We start from the raw sequence: 18,714 nt of genomic DNA, 5'->3' as shown, positions 1-18,714 counted from the left end.
GTCGGGGACGCAATCGTCATCGGCCTCGGTTCGATGATCGGCGCCGGGATCTTCGTCGCCCTCGCGCCGGCGGCCGCCGCGGCAGGGTCGGGTCTGCTCATCGGACTGGTGGTCGCCGCGGTCGTCGCCTACTGCAACGCCACCTCGTCGGCGCGGCTCGCGGCCCGCCACCCGACATCGGGCGGGACCTATGTGTACGGCCGGGAGCGGCTCGGCGACTTCTGGGGATACCAGGCCGGATGGATGTTCGTGGTGGGCAAGACCGCCTCGGGTGCGGCGATGGCCCTGACGGTCGGGGTCTACCTCTGGCCCGGGCAGGCCCATGCGGTCGCGGCCGCAACCGTCGTCGCCATCACCGCCCTCAACTATCTGGGAGTGCAGAAGTCGGCGTGGGTGAGCCGGCTGATCGTCGCGTTCACCCTGGCCGTGCTCACCCTCGTCATCGTCACGTCTGTGGGTTCGGGATCGGCGGACCCCGGCAGCCTGGCGATCGGCTCGGACATCGGAGTGCTCGGGGTGTTGCAGGCGGCCGCGATTTTGTTCTTCGCGTTCGCGGGATATGCGCGGATCGCCACTCTCGGGGAGGAGGTGCGTAGCCCTACCCGGGCCATTCCGCGTGCGATCCTCGGCGCTCTCGGCATCACCCTCGCCGTCTACGCCGCCGTGGCGGTGACCGCTGTCGCGGTGCTCGGTCCGCAGACATTGGCGCACGAGTCAGCACCGTTGGTGGCCCTCGTCCGCACGGCGGGAATGGCCTGGATGGAACCGGTGGTGCGAGTCGCCGCCGCGGTGGCCGCGATCGGCGCGTTGGTGGCGATGATCCTGGGGATTTCGCGAACCGTTCTGGCCATGGCGCGCAACGGCCACCTACCCCGGACCCTGGCCGCGGTGCATCCGCGGCGACACATTCCGCATCGTGCCGAGATCGTGGTGGGTGCGGTGGTCGCGGTGGTCGCGGCGGCCGCCGATGTTCGTACCGCCATTGGTTTTTCGTCATTCGGCGTGTTGCTCTATTACGCCCTCGCAAATGCGTCGGCGTGGACGCTCTCGCGGTCGGAGAATCGGCCACCGAGGATCGTCCCGGTCGTGGGGTTCATCGGATGCATCATGTTGGCGGCTGTGCTGCCGATTGATTCCGTGATCGGCGGCGCGGCCGTCGCTGTGGTCGGAGGGATGGCCTACCTGCTGCGACGGCGCGAATAAAAACCGTAGCAGGACAACGACTTTGCGAAACCGAGGGCTAGGGGATCCGCCCGTGACCACGTCACAGGTGGTTCGGCACTGTTCTCAACCGCAGGAGATGTCGGTGGGATCGATGGTCGTGATGCGGGCTGGTCGGCTTGTGCGATGCGCTGCATCAGACCGCAGCGGTGAGTCCTCGAAGTGCTGCGACGATCCTGTCGGTGTCGGCGCGACTGCCGACAGTGATGCGTACGCCGTGAGCGCCGCACACCTTGACCGGTATGCCGCTGGTGATCAGAAGCGAACCCAACGCCACACCCTCTCGGCCGGGGACGAAAAGGAAGTTCGCGTCGCTGTGCAGTGGTCGGGCGCCGTATCGACGCAGACGTCGTGCGAGGATCTGGCGTTCGGTGCGCATGGCCCAAACCCGTTGCATCAGTTCCCGTTGCGCGGCAAGGGCCACCGGCACTGCAGCGATCGCGGGAGCGCAGATGCCGAACGGTACCTCGAATGCGCGCAGCCGGCGGGCCAGATCGGCCTGCGCCACCCCGTAACCCACACGGAGCCCGGCCAGTCCGTAGGCCTTGGAGAAGGTACGTATCACCACCAGGTTCGGATGCCGGTCGACCAGGTATGCCGGATCGGTCGGATGCTCACTGAATTCGATGTAGGCCTCGTCCAGGATCGCGATCACATGTGGCGGGAGGGCCGCCACGAATTCGGTGATCGCGGATACGTCGAGCACCGAACCGGTGGGATTATGCGGCGAACACACCACCACGACACCGGTGTCCGGCCCCACCGCGTGAGCCATCGATTCCAGGTCGACGGCGCCGCGCCGAAGCGCGACCCCGACGAACCGCAGCCCGGACATCTCGGCGACGATGGGATAGCCGTCGAACGTGGGTGATGCCGACACCACCGACACGGGTTGCGGCCCAGGTTGATCGATCGCTGCGCGCGCCAAGGCGAAACACATGCCGACGACGCCGGTAGCGCCGGCGCCTATGACCACCTGCTCGGGACGCACCGCCAGGTGACCGGCGACCTGCCGCCTAGTCGAATCCGGAAAGAACTCCGGGTAGCGATGTGCGATGGCGCACTCGTCCCGCAGCACCGCGGCAACGGCCGGAAGCGGGGGATAGCACGACTCGTTCAGGTCCAGGCCCGCGGGCGGGCGCGCTCGACGGGATACCGGCGCCGGGAGTTCGGCCGCGGTCATGGCCGGCCCCCGAATCGGATGGCCGCCGCACCGGCGAAGTCGCCGGCGTGGGCGAAGGCCGACATCATCACCACATCACCGTCACGGATCCGGCCGTCGGTGATCGCGGTGTCCAGGGTGATCGGGATTCCCACCGCGAAGAGATTCCCGCACTCGTCAAAGGTATCGGGGTGTCGCTGCGCCGGAAGCTCCATCGCCTCACGCCAATTGCGCAGGAAGATCCGGTTCGGCTGATTGGTGATCAGCCAATCCAGCTGCGGCGGATCGATACCGATCAGGTCGGCCACCTCGATCGCCACCTCCGGCACCATCCGGTTTCCGCGGGCGAGCACCTTGGCGATCTTGGCCTCGGTGAATCCGATGTGTATCTGGCCTTCACCGGCCTCCCAGTACTTGCGCTCGGGGTGGGCGACCGAGGTCATGTCACCCGCGTAGGCGCCATACGAATGGCACATGGTGGCGAGTACCGGTGAACCACCGCCGTCGAGTGAGACCACTGCGGCTGCCGCGCCGTCACCCGGGATGGCAGCCTGCGCGGTACCGCGCACCTGCTCCTGGGTGAATATCTGCGATGCGCTGTTCTGTGCCAACGCCAGCAACGCTTTTCCGCCTCCTGCCGCCGTCAACAGTGCGCCGGCGAGGTCGAGCATGTGCACGAAGGCCGCACAACCGCCATTGTGCACATCGAGGACGGTATGCGGGCGAATGCCCAGACGGTGGGCCACTTCGCCACCGCAGCCACGGACGGGGACCTCGGGGAGTTGACTGTGGGTCAGGACGATGGTGACGTCGTCGAGGTGATCGGCCCCGTGGCGATCGGTGAGAACGCGTGCTGCGGAGAGCATCATATCCGCAGATGTCTCATCCCGGGCGGCGTGATGGCGGAACGCGGGCGCGGCGAACATCACGTTGTGGGCGAGGGAGTCGTCTTCGGCGAACTCGGCGAAATACTCTGCCGGCACCCGGTTCTCGGGCAAGTACCCGGCCACATCGTTCAGCATGACAACGGACGAGATGGAGGTCGGCATCATGATCGCATCCAATCGGGGGTGAGGGGCAGTCCGTGGTCGTGCCGGTATTCGGCGATGGCGGTGAGGTTGTCGAGTTCGAGCTGATGGCCGGCAGAGAACATGTCCCAGAAGTCGCCCACCCAGACCGGTCGTGACGCGGGAGCTGTTTCCGGATAAGGGTTCTCGTCATAGAACGGGTGGTGGCAGTTGTTCCACAGCACCACCGATCCGGGACGGTTGAGCACGACCTGAGCGTCGACGACCCGCATGAGGTAGATCATCCACAGGTGCGTCCCTTGATCCCAGGCGCAGTGATAGTCGACGGTCATCGCGTCGGGATTGGCAACGGTGCGCGTGTAGATGTCGGTGGCGTCTCCGAGGCGATCCTGGGCGACCCATAGCCCGGGCTCGTCGGTCTCGGCGAAGCCACGCAGGCTGTATGTCCATTCCTCCAGGGATCGGGTGTCGGCGAGCCATTCGTAGAGTTCGCGTGGTGGAGCGTCGACGTAACCCTGAACGGGACAGAACTGCCCGTAGACCGTGTCGTGCGGGTACACCGACCGCAGTCGCTCGAGGATGACAGGGGTGGCCACCTCGCGTGGGTGGGATTCGATTCGGGTGAGGCCGTCCAGGTCGGTGGCTCGTGCGCCCAGATCGGACAGGGCGGGAAGGGTTGCGGTCATCACGGACCTTTCGGGAGGAAGGGGAGAAACGGAGGTACCTCATCGCAATCGGTCTCGACAACAAGGCAGTTGGGCCCATCGGCGGCGAACAGTTGCTTACAGTCCACTCGCAGCTCGCCGGGGTCGGTGGGGCATCGGACATCGATTCCGTTGAACATCGCGGCGAGGCCGGAGCCGATGTCGGTGTGACGAAATCTATTGCTGCTGATGGTGTTCGGGAAAAACAATCCCTCTCGGGTGACGCACATACCGTGTGCGTCGTTGTTGGCGACGATCAATGTCACCGGTGCACCGTGTTCGACGGCGGTATGAAACTCCATGCCGTGCATGAAGAACGCCCCATCACCGGCGAACGCGACGCAGCGTCGTCGCGAACCCGCCGCCTCGGCGACGGCGACGCCGATGGCGGCGGCGATCGCATGACCCATGCCACCCATGCCGAGTGCGACACCGAAACGCTGCTGCGCCCGCAGTGTGAGGTGGTGGACGACGGTGGCGCCGATGTTGCCGGCGTCGGCGAAGATCAGCGCATCGTCGGGCAGTTCGCCCGACGCCGAGGCCACCACATCACGCAGCGACATCGACGCTCGGTCATGGTCGGGCGCGGGTGGATTCGGGACCTCGAGGAACTCACGGCCGGTTGCGGCGGGGGCGGTTGCCGCAACACCGAGATCGGCCAGCTCGACCTCCAGTGTCCGAAGGGCCGCCGGTAGCGACGCGACACCGAGATGGGTGCATCCCGGCAGACGAGGAGGGTGAGAGCCCAGGTGTGTCACCGGAATACGAGCAAGTACGTCGTCCAGGCCTGCGCGATCGGTGATGCTCATCCGGCACCCGATGGCCACGCACCTCGCCGCGCCGGCCATCGCGGTCACCGCGGACGGGTGTCCCATGACCCCGGTGATGCCGGGGCCGTGTGTACCGTCGGTGCCGGTCGCGTCCATACCGCCCGGCGCGGCGAGGACGTTCGCTCCGAGTCGGTCGGCGAGGGTGCGGACGAGATGGCCGACCTGGCGACGGGAGGCCTCCTCGCCAACCCAGATGACGACGCGATCACCACGGCGCACCGTGTCCGCGAGTTCGGCGGCGAATTCGGCGAGCATGGCGTGTTCGGATCCGGCAGTCGTTGTCGGGGCGACGGTGACGATACTGTCGGTGTGACGAGGCGAGGGCGATGGCAGCGGTTGTTGCTGAACGTCTTTGGGGATCACCAGAGCGGCCGGGAGGTCTGCGGCCAGACATGCCGCGGCCGCGTTCAGCGCCGGTTGCAGCGCTGCGGCGGAATCGATGACGCTGCAGTGGCCGGTGACGGCGCCCACGAGCCGCTCCAGATCGATCGTGTCCGGTGGTGAGAGCATGTCCTGAAACGCACCTCGGGACACCAATGCCGTTGGTGCACTGCCAATCACGGCAAGAATCGGAACCCGGCTGTCATAGCATTCGGCCAGCGCTCCGATCACGTTCATGGCGCCACCTCCGGACGTGGTCAGCACCAGGCCGGGAACTCCGGTGACGCGTGTGAGCCCGTCGGCCATCGCACCTGCGGCGAATTCGTGCTTGGCCACCACGGTCGGCAGGTCGATGTCCGCGGCGGCGGCGTAGATGTCCTCGATGTTGGCGCCGTGCACTCCGAAGGCCAGCCGAGTACCTCGCTGACGAGCATCCTGCAGAATCCGATGAGCGACGGACATGGTGGAGGTGTCCATGTACACCACTGTCCTCCCCTGCACCTGAAGGGCCACTGAAACCCGACGGTGGTCGGCTCGGGGCCTCGCGCCATACGATGGGTGCCATGGCGGTCCGCGCTTGTCACGTCTCGGCGGGGATGACACCGTCCTAGGCAGGTGAGGTCCGTGGGCGAGAAGAGTCGTCGGCGTTACGGACTCGGCTCGCGGCGAGGGGTTCGAGCGCGTTCGACGGTCGCCGCAGCCGTCGTGGTGACGGTGGCGCTGGGCATCGCGGGAGTGGTGTCGCTTCTGATGCTGCATCGCGCCAACACCGAGGCGATGTACCGAGCGACGAGCCGACAGGCCTATCAGGTGGCCACCGCGGTGGCCAGGACCGGCGTGGACGGGGTCGATCCGGACGATCTGGCCCCCGGTGCCGGGGTCGACTTCGTGCAGGTGGTCGACCGCGAGGGCCGGGTGTTGCGGGCGTCGCCAGGAGCGCCGGATATTCCGGTCGCCGACTTCCTCCTCGACGACGGCATCTATTCCTACCGCGACGACCTGTCGATCAGGGGACGCGACGGAGAGTATTGCGCGACGGCTCTCGGTGCCGAGTTCGGGGGCCGATACTACGCGGTGATCGCGGTCGACCGCACCAACAACGTGCGGCGCAGCGAGTGGATCACCGCCGCGATCATCGGCGTAGAGCTGCCGATCATCGTGGCGCTGGCGGCGCTGGCGGTCTATCTGCTGGTCGGCCGCACTCTGCGACCGGTGTCCCGAATCACCAGGCAGGTCAACGCGATCAACGCCAGCCGCCTCGACCGCCGAGTGCCGGTACCGGACGCCGACGACGAGATCCGCACCCTGGCAACGACCATGAACAGCATGCTCGCGCGGTTGCAGGTCAATCGTGGCGCACAACTGCGGTTCGTCGGGGATGCCTCCCATGAGCTGCGCAGTCCGTTGACCACGGTGCTCGGACTGCTCGACCTGGCCGACGAGACCGGGACAGCCCTGGATCCGGAGACGGTCCGCACGATCCTGTTGCCCGAAGCCCGCCAGATGCAGCGCATTGTCTCCGACCTGCTGTTGCTCGCCCGAGCCGACGAGAACGGTCTCACCGTCACGCGGGTCGATGTCGATCTCGACGACGCTGTCCTGTCCGAAGCGCAGCGCGTCCGCGCGATGGGGTCTGTCGACGTCCGCACCCGCGTCATCGCCGCTCGCGTCCTCGGTGATCCGGTCATGGTCGCCAGGGCGTTGCGCAACCTCGTCGACAACGCGATCCGGTATGCGCGGTCGACACTGTGGATCCTGATGTTCGCCGACGACGAGGTGGCACGCATCGTCGTGGGCGACGACGGCCCGGGAATCGACGGCGACGACCGTCGGCGGGTGTTCGAACGCTTCGCCCGGCTCGGCACCGATCGTCGTTCGGGGTCCGGGACAGGTCTGGGCCTGGCGATCGTGCAGGAGATCATGGTCGCCCACGGCGGCAGCGTGTCGGTGCTCGACGACGCCGACGTGTCGGCGCTCGGTGATGCCGGCTCGGTGGGTGTCATCACCGGTGCCGCGATCGAACTGCGGTTCCGCCGTGCGCCGGCGGGCGACGACGACGACGGCGCTCGTGAACACCCGACCACGGATCGGGCGGCGGCCGGGTCGTCAGACGCTGCGCAGACAGTACCCGGCCCCTCGAACGGTCTCGATGGAACCGACACCGAAAGGAGTATCGATTCGTTTTCGTAGGTAGCCGATGTAGACCTCGACGATGTTGTGGTCGCCGTCGTAGTTCTCATCCCAGATCGATTGGAGGATGGTCTGTTTGGATATCACCGTGTCCGCGTTGCGGATCAGTAGCTCCAGAACCGCGTACTCGCGGGGGGTCAGCGCGATGTCGGTGCCGTCCCGCGTGACGCGGCGTTCGGCCGGATCGAGTGCGAGCCCCCCGGCCCGCAGGATGGCCGGACGTTCCTTGCGGCCACGACGCATCACCGCCCGCAGATGGGCCTTGAGCACGACCACGGAGAATGGTTTGACCAGGTAGTCATCAGCTCCGAAATCAAGGGCCTCGGCCTGATCGTATTCACCGTCCTTGGCCGATAACATCACCACCGGAACCCAATTCCCGGCCGCACGCAGGTCACGCACCACCTCATACCCGTTCCGTCCGGGCAGCATGATGTCGAGAACAACGGCATCGAAATCCTCGTCCGAAGCACGACGGTATCCCTCGAGTCCGTCGTGGGCGATCACGACGCTCCAGCCGTCACTGATGAGCACGCGCTTGATCGTCTCTGCCGCGTGTGTGTCGTCGTCGACCACCAAGACCCGCACGTACCCGCTCACCTCCCATCATGACCGCATCCTCGCGTGAGACGTCGCATGCGGCCGGAAGGACTCCATGCACCACCGTATTCTCGCATCCCCAGACCCTCAGTCGACCCTACGCGCGGTCACCGGCCCACGCGCTGTGCCCCTGTTCGGTGCGTTGCGCCTGCGCTCGGATCCGACGGGCCTGGCCCAGGACCTCCGCCGCGCACACGGCGACATCGCGTTTGTCACCGTGCTCGGTCGTGATGTCGTCGTAGCTCAGGGTCCGGCCGCCGCCGCCGAACTCGTCGGAGACCGCGATGAAGCCTTCGCGAACGAGCCGGTCTACGGCTTCGCGCTGGGTTCGCTGTTCGAGCGGGGAATCCTGCTGATGGACGCCGACGAGCATCGCCGGCATCGCCGAATCCTACAGACCGCCTTCACCCGGACTCGGCTCGACGGTTACGCGCAGCGACTGCACCCCCTCGTGTCGTCGGCGATGGCGAACTTTCCCACGGGAGATGGCGTGGACATGCGCATCCCCCTCAAAGCGATCGCGCTGGATCTCGCGCTGGAGATATTCCTGGGTGCACGTTTGCCACGCGCCGACGTCGATCGGATGAACCGGGCGTTCGTCGAGTTGATCGAGGCGGCCGGCGCATTGGTGCGGCTCCCGATACCGGGCACGCGCTGGCACCGCGCCCAGCAGGCGAAGACCGTCCTCGACGACTACATGGCGGATGTGGTGTCCGATCGGCGCCGCCGGCCCGGGGCGGACCTGATGTCGGCGTTGTGCAGCGCCGACATCGACGGTGCCGGACGTCTCTCGGATGCCGAGATCGTCGACCATATGCGATTCATGCTCTTCGCCGCCCATGACACGGCGACGATCGCGATGACATCAATGGTCTATCGGCTCGGCCGTCATCGGCGGTGGCGCGACGAGCTTCGCGACGAGGCGATCGACCTGGGCACTCGTCCGGGTCTTGGTGAGCTGCGGTCCGCGGTGGCCACGGACGCGGTGTTTCGCGAGTCGGTGCGCCTGCGGCCACCGGTCCCGGTTGTGCCCCGTGCCGCGATCAAGGACACAGAGCTGTGCGGACACCTCATCCCTGCAGGGGCTTTCGTGATCGTTCCCATCGGGGCCAATCATCGCCGGCCCGATATCTGGCCTGATCCGGCACGTTTCGACCCCGGGCGGTTCATCGGAGAGCGGGATCGACGAGACCACCCCATGGCCTGGATGCCGTTCGGGGGCGGTCGGCACAACTGTATGGGCATGCACTTCGCCTACCTCGAGTCGGCGATTGTGGTGCATCACCTGCTCGAGGCCTATGACTGGACTGTCTCGTCGGATGCCTACGAGCGTGATGACGTGGCGCTGACGGAGAACGTCGGCTTCCTCGCCGACGTACGGCCGCGGTGACCCGTGCCGGGTGATTCTCAGTTGAGCCACACCGCCCGTGCGCCGGAGTCCCCGACCAGGTAGACCATCACGATCGAGCCGATCGCGGTGACGATCACCGCCACGCGCAGGACGATGTCGATCACGCGGAATACATTGGGCGACAGAGTTATCGGTAGTAGCCGCATGATGGCGTCGGAGTGCAGGGCCCATAGCAGGACGACCGCGACGAACAAGGGTGCGACCCACGCGATCATCTCCCCGCCGAGGTCGGTGTGTCGGTGCAGTTCGGCCGATTCCGGTACCCGCTTCTCCAACGCTTCGCCGGCCGATGTGGTGAGGGGCGTGATGATGACGGCGACGAGTGCGACGATCGGGGGCACGACGCCGAGCACGCGGCGAGCGGACGGCCACGCTGCGCCGATGATGCCCAGGAGGGCCGCAAGTGGGATCGCGACGACGGCGAGATGTACCAGAAGAGGATGCAGCGGCAGGCCGGAGATGGTGTCCACCCCGGAAGTGTCGCCGGACCGAGCTGAACGGACGCTGAGAAGCGCTCGGCTACCGCGGTTGCGCGATGGTCAGCAGGTGCTTCCGCGCGAACTCCTCGACCTCGGCATAGGTCGACAACGGCAGCCGGACGTTCGGCGTCAGCAGGATCGAGTGGGTGATCCGCACCAGGATCTCGGCGCGGGCCAGGACCTCCTCGTCGTCGAGTTCGGCGTCCGGTGAGCGCAGCACGTCGGCGGTGGCCTCGACCGCACCGGCGAGGAGGAACGAGCCGTTGAGAGTCAGTTGGTCGAGCACGTTGCCGGGTTCGAGTTCGAGGATCCGATTCCAGACCGGGTTCTCGCGGATGGCCGTCACCGTCGTCGCGAACGCGTTGACGACGCGGTCGGCGTAGCTGTCGGCCCGCTCGGCTGCGGCTCTGACCTGGTCGAACAGCCGGCCGGATTCGCGGATCATCACTGCGACGAGGATCTCGTTCTTGCCGCCGACCTTGCGGTACACGGTCACCCGTCCGACCTTTGCGCGCTTGGCGATGTCGTCGATGGTGGCGCGTCGGATGCCGATGTCGGCGAAGACCGCCAGCGCCGCGTCGAGGATCGGATCGGCCTCGGTGGCGCCCGGCGACGCGGTGAAGAGGCCGGAAACAGACATGTCGGAAGTCTAGTCGACCTCGGGGGTTGAAACAATGAGTGGCAAAACGTATCTTCATTTCAACGAGGTGACGTGGACCACCCCGACACCGGTACGGACGTGACGAACAGGAGAACGCTCATGGCACACGCGCAGGGCGCACAGACCCGGGAGTACGGCGAGGAGGCACTGGCGATCAACGCCCGACCGGTCTCGTTCGACTGGACCGGAGTGCCGCTGGAGTACATCCCCGGCGAGCCCTATGCCACGCACTTCTGGAACGTCATGCATCTCGTGCTGCCCGAGGGGGAGCGGGCCATGGCCGACGTGTTCGCGCAGGCACTGCCGCTGATCGACGACGAACGTCTCCGTGAGGAGGTCGTCGGCTTCGTCGGGCAGGAGGCCACCCACGCCGCATCGCACGAGGGCTTCCGAAACTACCTGCGCGCCAACGACGTCGAGATCACCCCGGTGATGCGCCGGATCGAGTACGCGGTGGCCAAGATCTTCGGCGATCACGGCATCACCAACAAGCGCGCCAAACGGGCGTGGCTGTCCGAACGCCTCGGCGTCTACGCCGCCGCCGAACACTTCACCGCGGTGGTCGGCGAATGGTTGCTCGACAACGCCGAATTCGACCGTGTCGGAGTCGATCCCACCATGCTCGACCTCCTCCGCTGGCACGGTGCGGAGGAACTCGAACACCGCAATGTCGCCTTCGACGCATTCCAGTACGTCGACGGCGGCTACCTGCGCCGGGCCCGCACCACACTGATCGCCTGCACCGGCCTTGCCGCACTGTGGTTCTCGACGGCGGCCTACCTGTACCGCAACGACACCACCGTCAAGCGCCGCCGTCCGTGGCCGATCGCCTTCGCGAAGGCCGCACGGGCCCACCTCATTCCGGGCATCAGCTTCCTGTTCGAGCAGATCTACTACTACCTGCAGCCGGGTTTCCATCCCTCCTCGATGGGCGACATCGACAAGGCCGTGCGGTATCTCGCGATCTCCCCGGCGGCGCGGGCGGCAGAACAGTGAACTACCTGCAGCCACCCATGACCGATGTCGAGAATCCGACCCGGATGCTCGCCGCCATCGGTGGGCTCGCCCGCGGCTACTCACGCCTGTTCGCCGAAAGTGCGTACGCCGAGCGTCTTTCACCACCCAATCCCACCCGTCACGTCGGATTCGACCTGCGGCTCGACGTCATCGACAGTCGGAGAGCAGCCGACGGGGTGCGGCTGATCACCCTCGCCCGGCCCGATCGCACCGCACTGCCCCGGTGGACGCCGGGCGCCCACATCGACGTCTTCACCGCGTCCGGCCGCCAACGGCACTACTCGTTGACCGGTGATCCTGCCGACACCGCCACCTACCGAATTGCGGTGCGCCGCATCCCCGATGGACTCGGCTCCGCCGAGATGCATCTGCTGCGAACCGGGGACACCCTGCACATCCGCGGCCCGCGCAACGCCTTCAACTTCGCCGCACAGCGTGGGTGCCGGTTCGTCGCCGGCGGCATCGGCATCACCCCGATCCTGCCGATGCTCCGCGAGGCCCACGCCAAGGGACTCGACTGGACGCTCATCTACACCGGGCGCAACCGGGACAGCATGCCGTTCATCGACGAACTGCTGGCCCTCGACGCCGCCCGCGTGCAGATCCGCACCGACGACGAGCACGGTGTGCCGGACATGCGCGAGATCCTCGACATCGACGGCCCCGCCGCCCCCATCTACCTGTGCGGTCCGTCGGCGATGCTCGAGAGCGCCCGCCGGCTCATCGTGACCGAGGCCCCCGGCCGCGAACTGCACAGTGAACGATTCGCCCCGCCCCCGGTCGTCGACGGCACCGCCTTCCGGATCGACTTCGCCTCCGGCGGATCGGTCGAGGTGGCCGCCGACGAGACCGCACTCGCGGCGATCCGGCGGGTCAAACCTGACGTGCGGTACTCGTGCCAGCAGGGATTCTGCGGTGCATGCCGCGTCAAGGTGCTCGACGGCGCCGTCGCCCACCACGATCGCGTGCTGATCGGCGACGAACGAGACGACTCGATGATGATCTGCGTGTCACGCGCAGCCGACGACCACGTGGTCGTCGATCTCTAGGAGGAACCGTGGCAGACACAGCCCCACACCACGTCCATGTCGCGATCATCGGTACCGGCTTCGGTGGTATCGGTGCCGCAATTCGCCTGACCCAGGAGGGTTTTGACGACTTCCTGCTGTTCGAACGTGCCGACGAGGTCGGCGGCACCTGGCAGGCCAACACCTATCCCGGTGCCCAGTGCGACATCCCGTCGGCGTTGTACTCGTTCTCCTTCGCCCCGAACCCGGACTGGACGCGCCTGTATCCGCTGCAGGAGGAGATCCAGGCCTACATCGCGCGCTGCGCCGACGACTTCGGGATCACCTCACGCATTCGTTTCGGCCATGACGTCACCCACGCCGGCTGGGATGACCTCGCGCAGGTGTGGCGCCTGACCGCGGCCGGGCAGGAATTCACCGCCGACGTGCTGGTCGGCGCCACCGGTCCGTTCAGCGAACCGTCGGTACCCGCCATCGACGGACTCGACGATTTCGCCGGTGAGGTGTTCCATTCGGCGCAGTGGGACCACTCCTGGTCGCCGGAGGGCAAACGGGTCGCCGTCATCGGAACGGGTGCCTCGGCGGTCCAGTTCGTGCCGCAGTTGCAGCCGAAGGTCAAGCAGCTGAGCCTCTTTCAACGGACGCCCACCTGGATCATGCCGCACCCCGACCGGCCGGTGAGTCAGGGGGTGCGCACCATGTTCCGGCGCCACCCGGTCACCATGCGCGCACTGCGCGAGAGTTGCGGCCTGGCGCAGGAGATGATGGTGCCCGGACTCGTCAAGCGTCCCGGCTTGCTGGCGCCGATGGCCGCGGTCGCCCGCCTGCACCTGCGGCGTCAGGTCGCCGACCCGGAACTGCGCGCCAAGCTGACGCCGCGATACGCCTTCGGATGCAAACGTCCCACCTTCTCCAACACGTTCTATCCGGCCCTGGCCGCCGCCAACGCCGAGGTCATCACCGACGGCATCGTCCGGGTCACCCCGACGGGCATCGAGACCGCCGACGGCGTCCTGCACGAGGTGGACACGATCGTGCTGGGCACCGGCTTCAAACTCGCCGGCAACGAGGGGTTCCGGCGCATCCACGGCGCCGACGACCGTAGCCTTTCTGCGACCTGGGAGGGCGGTGAGATGGTCGCCTACATGGGGACCAGCGTCGCGGGCTTCCCGAACTTCTTCCAGATCCTGGGACCGAACTCGGTGGTCTACACGTCTCAGGTGGTCACCATCGAGGCACAGGTCGACTACCTCGTCGACGCACTGAAGCAGATGAGAGACCAAGGCATCCGCAGCATCGACGTGCTGCCGGAGGCGCAGGAACGGTTCGTTCGCGAGGTCGACGAAGGGCTGGCGCACTCGGTGTGGAACACCGGCGGATGCTCGAGCTACTACCTCAGCCCCTCCGGTCGCAACTACACCTTCTGGCCCGGATTCGTCGTCGGCTTCCGGCGCCGGATGAAGCACATCCGGTTGGCGGACTTCACCGTTCGCAGGATCGACGGGTTGCGACTGGTGGAACCCGTCGCGCACGAACAGGAGTTGATCGGATGAGCGCCTCACCTCTGGCCCTTCCGGGGTCGGTCGCCCTGATCACCGGGGCCGCCGCGGGTATCGGACTCGCGACAGCGAGGCGTTTCGTCGCCGCCGGTGCCGACGTGGTGCTCACCGACGTCGACGCGGCCGGGCTGTCCGCGGCCGTCGACAAGCTCGGCAATGAGCACGCCCTCGCGGTGCATGCCGATGTGCGAGAACTCGATTCACTGCAGATCGCCGTCGAGAAGGGCATCGGCCGCTTCGGGCACCTGGACATCGCGGTGGCCAACGCCGGCGTCACCCCGCCGCCGGCAACGCTGCGCGACATCGCACCCGAGGACTTCCGGCGCGTCATCGACATCAATCTGATCGGCGCCTTCAACACCATCAAGGCCACCATCGAACCGATCACGCAGCGCCGCGGCCACATCGAACTCGTCGCCTCCTGCGCGGCCTTCGCGCCGGGGATGGGCGGATCGGCCTACATGATCAGCAAATCCGCGGTCGAACAACTCGGCCGCGCACTGCGCATCGAGCTGGCACCGCACGGTGCGTCGGCCGGGCTGGCGTACTTCGGCATCGTCGAGACCGGAATGACCCGGGCAACACTCGACGACGATCCGCTCGGCAAGGAGATCGGCGCGCAGCTGCCGTGGCCGCTGAACAAGCGGATCAGCGTCGAGCAGGCCGCAGAGGTCATCGTCACCGCCTCCGCCGAGCGTAAGGCGCGCACGATCGCGCCGCGTCAGTGGACCGCCTACTCGCTGCTGCGCGGCCTGATCAATCCGGTTCTCGACGCACAGTTGGTGCGGGACAAGTCCATTCACTCGATCATCACCACGCTCGAATCGGCGGACCGGCCATGAAGTGGCGGGAACTCAACATCGTCGGCGACCCGTTCTTCGCCAGTGCACCCGTGTGCACCACGGTGACGCTCGACATCGAGGCCACACCGGAGCAGGTGTGGGAGGTGCTCGCCGCCGACGACGCCGTGGTGTCGTGGAGTCCGTTGGTGACCGCCGCGAGCTGGGCCGGGGAGCGTGGCGTGGGGGCGGTCCGGACCGTCGCCATCGCCAAGGTGCTGTCGGTGCAGGAGCGGTTCTACCGCTGGGATGAGAACTCCCGCATGACCTTTGCCGCGACCCGCACCACCGGCCCCGGCATCAGGGCGTTCGCCGAGGACTATGTGCTGACCGAGCAGGTCGGCTCCACCCGCCTCGACTGGACGGTGGCGATCGACGTGCCGGCGCCGCTACGTGCCGCGGGACGTCCCGTGAGTGCGGGACTCGGCGCCGCGGTGCGACAACTCGCAAAAGGATTGCACCACAAAGTGGTTGGGTAGCCCGCTGGCACCCGCTTATTGACAGCCAGACAACACAACGTCAGAATAATTGGCAGCACGCCAACAGTGCGCCACGAGGAGGACAGTGATGACGACCGAGACCCTCTGCTCGCATTTCCAGCGTCGGGTGACCGAGGTGCCGAACCAGGTGGCCATCCGCAGTGCGGACGGCACGCAGTCCGTGACGTGGGCGCAGTACGGACGTCGTGTCCGTGAGGTTGCGGCGGGACTCGCGGCGCAGGGGGTGACCCGCGGTGACGTGGTGGGCATCATGCTCACCAACCGCATCGAGTTCCATATCGTCGACGCGGCCGCGATGCACCTCGGCGCGGTGACCTTCTCGGTGTACAACACCAACGCCGCACCCCAGATCGCCTACCTGTTCAACAACGCCGAGCCGCATGTCGTCATCACCGAAACCCAGTTCCTGCCACGGGTCCTCGAGGCCGCGCGCGGCACATCGGTGCAGACGGTCGTCGTCGTCGACGGGACCGACGGTGCGGACGCCACCGACGGTGGTCCCGGACTGATCGCCCTCGCCGACCTGATCGCGCGCGGGGACGCCGACTTCGACTTCGACTCGAAGTGGCGCGTCGGCACCCGCGACGACGTACTGACACTCATCTACACCAGCGGCACCACGGGAAACCCCAAGGGAGTCGAGCTCACCCACGCGAATCTGCTTTATCAGCTCGAGGTGATCACCGACGTGATCGGGGACCTCACCAACGGCCGGGTGATCTCCTACCTGCCGGATGCCCACCTGATCAATCGCTGGATCTGTCAGTACGCGCCGATGTATTTCGGCATCACGGTGACCGATCTGGACAACCCGAAGGCGTTGGTGGAGACCCTCGGTCAGGTGCGCCCCACCTTCTTCGTGGCGGTGCCGATGCTCTGGTACAAGATCAAGGGCAACGTCGAGGTCACCATTGCCGGTGAATCCGGTGTCAAGGGATCGTTGGCGCGCTGGGCGCTGGCGGCGGGCAGGAAGAAGGCCGCCGCCATCGTCGCCGGCACGAAACTGAATCCGGTGGACACGGTGGCCGCTGAGGTCGCCGATCGATTGGTGCTGTCGAAGCTGCGGGCGAAGTTGGGCATGAATGACCTGACCGCCGCAGTGTCGGGGGCAGCACCGATCGATGTGGGTGCACTGGAATTCATGCTGGCACTCGGTGTTCCGGTGATGGAGGCGTGGGGGATGTCGGAGACCTCGGCCGTCACCACGGTGAATCCGATCACCGCTCCCATCTACGGCTCGGTGGGTCGCGCGATCCCCGGCACCGAGGTCATCCTCGCCGCCGACGGCGAAGTCCTGGTTCGGGGCGGTGGTGTGATGCGCGGCTACCGCAACGACCCGACGCGGACCGCCGACACCCTCGATGCCGACGGCTGGATCCACACCGGAGACATCGGGACCCTTGATGATCGGGGCTACCTGAAGATCATCGACCGCAAGAAGGAGCTGATCATCAACTCCGGCGGAAAGAATATGTCGCCCAGCAACATCGAGGGTGCACTGAAGGCGGTGAGCCCGCTCGTCGGTTCGGTCGCGGCAATCGGTGACAACCGTCCGTTCGTCTCGGCGCTGATCACCCTCGACCCGGATGCCGCCGCGGTGTTCGCGGCGCAACGCGGGGTCGACGTCGATCCCGAATCCCTCTCGGTTCACCCCGATCTCGTCGAGGCGATCTCCGACGCCGTCGATCAGGCCAACACCCGTCTGTCACGCGTGGAGAGCATCCGTTCGTGGCGGGTGCTGCCCACCTACTGGATTCCCGGCGGCGACGAACTGACCCCGACGATGAAACTCAAGCGGTCGCCGATCGCCAAGAAGTACGCCGAGCAGATCGAAGATCTCTACCAGCGGTAGGGACCGGCGAATGCGGTAATTCAGCACTCAGCACTCAACACTCAGTGCCCGGCGCCCGCGTCGTTCCACTGACCAGTCCACCCCCAACCACCCGAAAGAGCCTCCATGACCGACGATCTGACCACCGAACTCGGAGATCTCACCGCGCTCGCACGCGAGTTCTTCACCAAGGAGGTGGCGCCGCGACGTGAGGAGTTCGCCGCCGCGGGCGAACCCGACCGTGCACTCTACCGCCGCGCCGGCGAACTGGGGTTGCTGAGCATCTCGATCCCGGAGCAATACGGCGGTGGCGGTGGAACTTTCGCACACGAGTCGGTGGTCTTCCGGGAGCAGGGCCGATGTGGCGACCTGTCGATGCAACTCGGGGTGCACTCGGGCATCGTGCCGCATTACCTGAATTCGTATGCCACCGAGGAGCAGAAGCAGCGGTGGCTGCCGAAGTTGGCATCGGGTGAGTGGATCGGTGCCATCGCGATGACCGAGCCGGGCACCGGATCGGATCTGCAATCCATCGCCACCCGCGCGATCCGCGACGGCGACGAGTACGTCATCACCGGCGCCAAGACCTTCATCTCCAACGGCGCCACCTGTGACCTCATCATCATCGCCGCCAAGACCGACCCCACCAAGGGGGCCGCGGGGGTGTCGCTGCTCGTCGCCGAGGTTGCCGACGGCCCTGCCGGTTTCGAACGCGGACGCAAACTCAAGAAGATCGGGCAGAAGGGGCAGGACACCACCGAACTGTTCTTCGACGGCCTGCGGGTGCCCGCGGCGAACCTGCTCGGTGGCGTCGAAGGAGCCGGCTTCGTCCAGCTGATGCAGCAGTTGCCGCAGGAACGCCTCATCGTCGGAGTCGCCGCCCTCGGGGTGGTCGAGGCCGCCTACGAGCACACCCTGGCCTACGTCCGGGAACGTGAGGCATTCGGCGAGCCGTTGTTCGCCCTGCAGAACACCAAGTTCGAACTCGCCGATGTGGCAACGACACTCGAGGTGATGCGTGCCTTCGTCGACGACGCGATCGCTCGGCACGTGCGCGGCGAACTCGATGTGAAGCGGGCGGCGATGATCAAGCTGTGGTGCTCGGAGCAGCAGACGCAGGTGGTCGACCGCTGCCTGCAACTGCACGGCGGATACGGCTACATGGAGGAGTACCCGATCGCGCAGTTGTTCGTCGACGGGCGTATCGCCAAGATCTACGCCGGAGCCAACGAGGTCATGAAAGACCTCATCGCACGCAATCTCTGACAAGGGG

At 66.6% G+C, this 18,714-nt stretch carries 17 protein-coding genes; 10 read left to right on the top strand and 7 right to left on the bottom strand.

Annotated features, from left to right (window positions below; translation table 11 throughout):
• The first annotated feature begins 33 nt into the window (after positions 1 to 33).
• On the top strand, positions 34 to 1,203 hold the full coding sequence (locus tag ABLE94_RS21770; protein ID WP_425476258.1) for an APC family permease: 1,170 nt from the start codon (positions 34 to 36) through the stop codon (positions 1,201 to 1,203).
• A gap of 154 nt (positions 1,204 to 1,357) precedes the next feature.
• Here ABLE94_RS21770 and ABLE94_RS21765 read toward each other — a convergent pair whose 3' ends face one another.
• Genes ABLE94_RS21765 through ABLE94_RS21750 form a run of 4 tightly spaced genes read right to left on the bottom strand, consistent with a single transcriptional unit; the run spans position 1,358 to position 5,803 of the window.
• The gene (locus tag ABLE94_RS21765) at positions 1,358 to 2,404 is read right to left on the bottom strand and encodes a pyridoxal phosphate-dependent aminotransferase (RefSeq protein WP_348809825.1); all 1,047 of its coding nucleotides are present in this window, start codon (positions 2,402 to 2,404) and stop codon (positions 1,358 to 1,360) included.
• Positions 2,401 to 3,435 carry a 3-oxoacyl-ACP synthase III family protein gene (locus tag ABLE94_RS21760; RefSeq protein ID WP_348809824.1) on the bottom strand — a complete coding sequence of 345 codons (1,035 nt, stop codon included), beginning with the start codon at positions 3,433 to 3,435 and terminating at the stop codon, positions 2,401 to 2,403. The genes ABLE94_RS21765 and ABLE94_RS21760 overlap by 4 nt, the downstream gene beginning before the upstream one ends.
• Entirely contained in the window at positions 3,432 to 4,097 is a 666-nt protein-coding gene (locus ABLE94_RS21755) for an SRPBCC family protein (protein ID WP_348809823.1), read from the bottom strand. Before ABLE94_RS21755 ends, ABLE94_RS21760 begins: the two co-directional genes overlap by 4 nt.
• On the bottom strand, positions 4,097 to 5,803 hold the full coding sequence (locus ABLE94_RS21750; RefSeq protein ID WP_348805992.1) for a thiamine pyrophosphate-binding protein: 1,707 nt from the start codon (positions 5,801 to 5,803) through the stop codon (positions 4,097 to 4,099). The genes ABLE94_RS21755 and ABLE94_RS21750 overlap by 1 nt, the downstream gene beginning before the upstream one ends.
• 147 nt (positions 5,804 to 5,950) lie before the next feature.
• On the opposite strand from ABLE94_RS21750, the gene ABLE94_RS21745 reads away from it, so the two are divergent.
• Positions 5,951 to 7,516: a sensor histidine kinase gene (locus ABLE94_RS21745; RefSeq protein ID WP_348809822.1), complete on the top strand. Its 1,566-nt coding sequence runs from the start codon at positions 5,951 to 5,953 to the stop codon at positions 7,514 to 7,516.
• Here ABLE94_RS21745 and ABLE94_RS21740 read toward each other — a convergent pair.
• Positions 7,433 to 8,104 (bottom strand): response regulator transcription factor, encoded by a 672-nt coding sequence (locus tag ABLE94_RS21740; RefSeq protein WP_348806087.1) that lies wholly within the window; start codon positions 8,102 to 8,104, stop codon positions 7,433 to 7,435. The two genes, ABLE94_RS21745 and ABLE94_RS21740, sit on opposite strands and share 84 nt — an antisense overlap.
• Before the next feature lie 136 nt (positions 8,105 to 8,240).
• Here ABLE94_RS21740 and ABLE94_RS21735 point away from each other — a divergent pair, with 136 nt between their 5' ends.
• On the top strand, positions 8,241 to 9,506 hold the full coding sequence (locus ABLE94_RS21735) for a cytochrome P450 (RefSeq protein ID WP_348805990.1): 1,266 nt from the start codon (positions 8,241 to 8,243) through the stop codon (positions 9,504 to 9,506).
• Between the two features lie 17 nt (positions 9,507 to 9,523).
• Here ABLE94_RS21735 and ABLE94_RS21730 read toward each other — a convergent pair whose 3' ends face one another.
• Both ABLE94_RS21730 and ABLE94_RS21725 read right to left on the bottom strand, forming a co-directional pair.
• Positions 9,524 to 9,997, bottom strand: a complete 474-nt coding sequence (locus ABLE94_RS21730; protein WP_348805989.1) for a DUF2231 domain-containing protein — start codon at positions 9,995 to 9,997, stop codon at positions 9,524 to 9,526.
• A gap of 49 nt (positions 9,998 to 10,046) precedes the next feature.
• Positions 10,047 to 10,646: a TetR/AcrR family transcriptional regulator gene (locus ABLE94_RS21725; RefSeq protein ID WP_348805988.1), complete on the bottom strand. Its 600-nt coding sequence runs from the start codon at positions 10,644 to 10,646 to the stop codon at positions 10,047 to 10,049.
• Positions 10,647 to 10,766: 120 nt separating this feature from the next.
• On the opposite strand from ABLE94_RS21725, the gene ABLE94_RS21720 reads away from it, so the two are divergent.
• From ABLE94_RS21720 to ABLE94_RS21690, 7 genes are all read left to right on the top strand, one after another.
• Positions 10,767 to 11,663, top strand: coding sequence for a metal-dependent hydrolase (locus ABLE94_RS21720; protein ID WP_348809821.1), 897 nt, complete (start codon positions 10,767 to 10,769; stop codon positions 11,661 to 11,663).
• A gap of 17 nt (positions 11,664 to 11,680) precedes the next feature.
• A complete protein-coding gene (locus tag ABLE94_RS21715) occupies positions 11,681 to 12,733 on the top strand; it encodes a PDR/VanB family oxidoreductase (protein ID WP_348809820.1) in 1,053 nt (350 codons plus the stop codon).
• A gap of 8 nt (positions 12,734 to 12,741) precedes the next feature.
• Complete coding sequence (locus ABLE94_RS21710) at positions 12,742 to 14,265, top strand: flavin-containing monooxygenase (protein ID WP_348809819.1); 1,524 nt, start codon at positions 12,742 to 12,744, stop codon at positions 14,263 to 14,265.
• Positions 14,262 to 15,113, top strand: a complete 852-nt coding sequence (locus tag ABLE94_RS21705; protein WP_348805984.1) for a short-chain dehydrogenase/reductase — start codon at positions 14,262 to 14,264, stop codon at positions 15,111 to 15,113. The genes ABLE94_RS21710 and ABLE94_RS21705 overlap by 4 nt, the downstream gene beginning before the upstream one ends.
• Entirely contained in the window at positions 15,110 to 15,589 is a 480-nt protein-coding gene (locus tag ABLE94_RS21700; RefSeq protein WP_348805983.1) for an SRPBCC family protein, read from the top strand. The genes ABLE94_RS21705 and ABLE94_RS21700 overlap by 4 nt, the downstream gene beginning before the upstream one ends.
• Positions 15,590 to 15,677: 88 nt before the next feature.
• On the top strand, positions 15,678 to 17,462 hold the full coding sequence (locus tag ABLE94_RS21695; RefSeq protein WP_348809818.1) for an AMP-dependent synthetase/ligase: 1,785 nt from the start codon (positions 15,678 to 15,680) through the stop codon (positions 17,460 to 17,462).
• Between the two features lie 105 nt (positions 17,463 to 17,567).
• The gene (locus tag ABLE94_RS21690; RefSeq protein WP_348809817.1) at positions 17,568 to 18,707 is read left to right on the top strand and encodes an acyl-CoA dehydrogenase family protein; all 1,140 of its coding nucleotides are present in this window, start codon (positions 17,568 to 17,570) and stop codon (positions 18,705 to 18,707) included.
• Positions 18,708 to 18,714: the final 7 nt, after the last annotated feature.

The organism is Gordonia sp. VNK1, assembly GCF_040049135.1.
Lineage (GTDB): Bacteria > Actinomycetota > Actinomycetes > Mycobacteriales > Mycobacteriaceae > Gordonia > Gordonia oleivorans.
The sequence above is the reverse complement of the archived record's forward strand: the minus strand, read 5'-3'. Positions and strand labels throughout refer to the sequence as shown.

Coding starts and splice junctions, on each gene's coding strand:
- ABLE94_RS21770 (WP_425476258.1), top strand. CDS start 34: ATGATCGGCGCCGGGATCTTCGTCGCCCTCGCGCCGGCGGCCGCCGCG.
- ABLE94_RS21765 (WP_348809825.1), bottom strand. CDS start 2,404: ATGACCGCGGCCGAACTCCCGGCGCCGGTATCCCGTCGAGCGCGCCCG.
- ABLE94_RS21760 (WP_348809824.1), bottom strand. CDS start 3,435: ATGATGCCGACCTCCATCTCGTCCGTTGTCATGCTGAACGATGTGGCC.
- ABLE94_RS21755 (WP_348809823.1), bottom strand. CDS start 4,097: ATGACCGCAACCCTTCCCGCCCTGTCCGATCTGGGCGCACGAGCCACC.
- ABLE94_RS21750 (WP_348805992.1), bottom strand. CDS start 5,803: ATGGACACCTCCACCATGTCCGTCGCTCATCGGATTCTGCAGGATGCT.
- ABLE94_RS21725 (WP_348805988.1), bottom strand. CDS start 10,646: ATGTCTGTTTCCGGCCTCTTCACCGCGTCGCCGGGCGCCACCGAGGCC.
- ABLE94_RS21720 (WP_348809821.1), top strand. CDS start 10,767: ATGGCACACGCGCAGGGCGCACAGACCCGGGAGTACGGCGAGGAGGCA.
- ABLE94_RS21715 (WP_348809820.1), top strand. CDS start 11,681: ATGACCGATGTCGAGAATCCGACCCGGATGCTCGCCGCCATCGGTGGG.
- ABLE94_RS21705 (WP_348805984.1), top strand. CDS start 14,262: ATGAGCGCCTCACCTCTGGCCCTTCCGGGGTCGGTCGCCCTGATCACC.
- ABLE94_RS21700 (WP_348805983.1), top strand. CDS start 15,110: ATGAAGTGGCGGGAACTCAACATCGTCGGCGACCCGTTCTTCGCCAGT.
- ABLE94_RS21695 (WP_348809818.1), top strand. CDS start 15,678: ATGACGACCGAGACCCTCTGCTCGCATTTCCAGCGTCGGGTGACCGAG.
- ABLE94_RS21690 (WP_348809817.1), top strand. CDS start 17,568: ATGACCGACGATCTGACCACCGAACTCGGAGATCTCACCGCGCTCGCA.